This is a genomic window from Reyranella sp. (genome assembly GCF_036558665.1).
In the GTDB taxonomy this organism is placed as follows: domain Bacteria; phylum Pseudomonadota; class Alphaproteobacteria; order Reyranellales; family Reyranellaceae; genus Reyranella.
In genome coordinates, this window is the sequence record NZ_DATBFE010000118.1 from 1 (window position 1) to 3,275 (window position 3,275).

A 3,275-nucleotide genomic window follows, 5' to 3' on the forward strand; every position below is an offset into this window, starting at 1 on the left:
GACGAGGCAGCGCTGGGCCGGGTGCTGCGGGCGCTGGGCCGATGATCGGGCTGCCCTCGGAGACGCGGGTGTGGTTGGCGAGCGGGACGACGGACATGCGTCGCGGCTTCGACGGCCTGGCGTTGGTGGTGCAAGAGGTGCTGAAGCGCGATCCGCACTGTGGGCATCTGTTCGTGTTCCGCGGCAAGCGGGGCGGGTTGTTGAAGATCCTTTGGCACGACGGCCAGGGGATGTGCCTGCTGGCCAAGCGTCTGGAGCGCGGCCGTTTCGTGTGGCCGCGCACGGAAGGCGATGCGGTGACGATCAGCGCGGCGCAGCTTGGCTACCTGCTGGAGGGGATCGACTGGCGCCTGCCGGATCGGACGTGGCGACCGCAGGTTGCAGGTTGATTGGGGCGGAGGTTACTCCGCCCGAGTCGGCCGAAGCCTTGGCGAAGGTCATGCGACATGACGACTCGTCGAGCGTCAAGATGATTGCCTGAGCCGTTGGTGTCGCCACAATCGCGATGTGCCGCGCCCCCCCGACGAGCCTCTGCCGGACGACATCGCAGCGCTGAAGGCGCTGATCGTGGCACAGCGCGCAGCGCTGACGGCGGCCGAAGCGCGCGCCGCGACGGCCGAGAACGAGGCCACGGCTCGCGGTCTCGAGATCGAGAAGCTGCGGCACACGATCGCCAAGCTGCGGCACGAGCGGTTCGGCCAGTCGTCGGAGCGTAGGGCGCTGCTCGACCAGCTCGAGCTGCAGCTGTTCGAGCTCGAGGAGGACGAGGCGCAGGCGGAGGCGGCGGCGCAGGCGAGCAAGCCGGCCGAGACGCCGGGCGTGGTCGTGCAGTCGTTCGAGCGCCGCAAGCCGGCGCGCCGGCCGCTGCCGGAGCATCTGCCGCGCGAGCGCGTGGTCCACCCGGCGCCGAGCGCGTGCCCGTGCTGCGGCGGGTCGCTGCACAAGCTGGGCGAGGACGTGACCGAGATGCTGGAGCTGGTGCCGCGCCAGTGGAAGGTGATCCAGCATGTACGCGAGAAGTTCTCGTGCCGGAGCTGCGAGAAGATCGCCCAGCCACCGGCGCCGTCGCACCCGATCGCGCGCGGCCGCGCCGGCCCTGGCCTGCTGGCGCACGTGCTGTTCGGCAAGTACGGCCTGCATCTGCCGCTGACGCGTCAGGCCGCCACCTATGCCCGCGAGGGTGTGCCGCTCGACGTGTCGACCTTGGCCGACTGGGTCGGCGCGTCGGCGGCGACGCTGATGCCGATGATCGAGGCGATCCGCAACCATGTCTTTGCGGCCGCACGCATCCACGCCGACGAGACGACGGTACCGGTGCTCGCCGCCGGCAAGACCCGTACCGGGCGGCTGTGGACCTACGTGCGCGACGACCGGCCGTTCGCCGGCACCGATCCGCCGGCGGCGGTCTACTTCTACTCGCCCGATCGCGGCGGCGTGCATCCCGAGGCGCACCTGGCCGGTTACACCGGGCTGATGCAGGCCGATGCCTATGCCGGATTCAATCGGCTCTACGAGGCCGGCCGCAAGCCCGGGCCGATCGTCGAGGCGGTGTGCTGGGCCCATGCCAGACGCAAGTTCTTCGACCTGGCACGGTTCACCAAGGCACCGATTGCCATCGAGGCGGTGTCGCGCATCGATGCGCTGTTCGACATCGAGCGCGAGATCAGCGGTAAGCCGCCGGCCGAGCGCCGGCGGATGCGGCAGGAGCGCAGCCGGCCGCGGGCCGAAGCGCTGGAGGCTTGGCTGCGCCAGCAGCACGACAGGCTCTCGCCCAACAGCCAGGTCGCCAAGGCGATCGCCTACAGCCTCAATCGCTGGGACGGTCTGGTCCGCTTCCTCGACGATGGCCGGCTGTGCATGACCAATAACGCCGCCGAGCGGGCATTGCGCGGCATCGCCGTAGGCCGTCACAACTGGACCTTCGCCGGTTCCGACGGCGGCGGCCGCCGCGCCGCCGCCATCTACACCTTGATCGAGTCTGCAAAGCTCAACGACGTCGACCCACAGGCCTGGCTCGCTGATCTCCTGGCACGCTTGCAGGATCACCCGGCCAAACGGATCGACGACTTGCTGCCCTGGAACTGGAAGCGACACCGGCTGCAAAAGATCGCGGCGTAGAACCTCAGTTCACGCCTGCAATCAAGTGCCTTCGCCGCGGCCTTGGCCGTATGCGTACCCGTCCGCGATCGATGGTCGCCAGCAGCTCGTCGACATGACCCTCGATCCGCTGTGGGGCGGCGTCGGGATCGCTGAAGGGGCGCCATTACCTCTTGGATGTGAAAGGCGGCGCTAGCGTCTGGGCTAGCAGTAGCGCCGGGCCGCATAGGGCGGCTCGCAATTCCGCAGTGTCCACCGACAGTCGGGGGCGTTAATGATTTCCAACTGCCTTGTCCGGACGTTGCCGACCATTTCGTACCAACCCCCGTTGTACTTCTGATCGATCTTCCCGTCTGACGGGATCGTGATCGTGAAAGACTTGCCTAAAGTAGTACTTGCCGTGAACTGGCTATCGATAAGCTCAAACGTGTACAGTGGGCCGATAGATCCGCAAGCGCTGACGGATTTCGCTTCGTTGCTCACGGGCTGAGCCTGCCATGTCTCCGCGTCGGCCGTGTTTGCAAACAAAGCAAGAATAACCGCACTCGGTACGTAGGCCCGCATGTTTCCCTCCGTCGAAGCTGCCAAGTATCTTTACCATCGTAGCGGTACGCTGCTTCTCCCCTAAAGCGTCTTCGCCGCCGCGCGCACGCCGTTGATGAAGGCGTTGCGCGCACCGGCTAGATCGCCAGCCACGGCCTTGGGCCAGGCCGAGTTGATGACGATCACCAGTCGCTCGTCAGGGACGACAGTGATCGATTGGCCGAAGATGCCGGAAGCATCGTAGGCGCCGTCCTGGCCCACCCACCAGAAGTATCCGTAACCGGAGGAGTCGCGCCAGCCATAGGTGATCTGCCGCGACGTTGCCTGGGCGATCCATCCGATGGGCAGGACCTGCCGACCGCGCGCGATGCCGCCGTCCAGCATGAACTGGCCGAAGCGGGCGTAGTCACCAAGCGTCATCGACAGGCAGCAGCCGCCGCGCTCGTGGCCAGCCGGGTCGATCATCCACGTGGCGTCGCGCTCCATGCCATAGGCCTGCCAGAGCTTCTCGGAGGCGTACTGCGATAGCGACCTTCCGACGGCATTGGAGACCACGATGCCGACGAGATCGGTCTCGCCGCTATTGTAGTTGAACTTCGTGCCGGGCTCGGTCCAGCGCGACAGGGTCCTCATGT

4 protein-coding genes are annotated in these 3,275 nt (G+C 67.0%); 2 read left to right on the forward strand and 2 right to left on the reverse strand.

All coding sequences use genetic code 11. The features are described from left to right. The first annotated feature begins 41 nt into the window (after positions 1–41). Positions 42–389, forward strand: a complete 348-nt coding sequence (gene tnpB, locus VH499_RS17345; RefSeq protein ID WP_332054003.1) for an IS66 family insertion sequence element accessory protein TnpB — start codon at positions 42–44, stop codon at positions 387–389. Between the two features lie 118 nt (positions 390–507). Next, a complete protein-coding gene (gene tnpC, locus VH499_RS17350; protein WP_332054000.1) occupies positions 508–2,118 on the forward strand; it encodes an IS66 family transposase in 1,611 nt (536 codons plus the stop codon). A 183-nt stretch (positions 2,119–2,301) separates the two neighbouring features. Here tnpC and VH499_RS17355 read toward each other — a convergent pair whose 3' ends face one another. Both VH499_RS17355 and VH499_RS17360 read right to left on the reverse strand, forming a co-directional pair. Continuing rightward, positions 2,302–2,661: a hypothetical protein gene (locus tag VH499_RS17355; protein WP_332054001.1), complete on the reverse strand. Its 360-nt coding sequence runs from the start codon at positions 2,659–2,661 to the stop codon at positions 2,302–2,304. A 60-nt stretch (positions 2,662–2,721) separates the two neighbouring features. Beyond that, positions 2,722–3,275, reverse strand: a 554-nt coding sequence (locus VH499_RS17360; protein WP_332054002.1) for a serine hydrolase domain-containing protein, incomplete at its 5' end; no start/stop codon positions are given.

What these genes read in the sequence shown, in the direction of transcription:
- tnpB (WP_332054003.1), top strand. Translation starts at nt 42, where the DNA reads ATGATCGGGCTGCCCTCGGAGACGCGGGTGTGGTTGGCGAGCGGGACG.
- VH499_RS17355 (WP_332054001.1), bottom strand. Translation starts at nt 2,661, where the DNA reads ATGCGGGCCTACGTACCGAGTGCGGTTATTCTTGCTTTGTTTGCAAAC.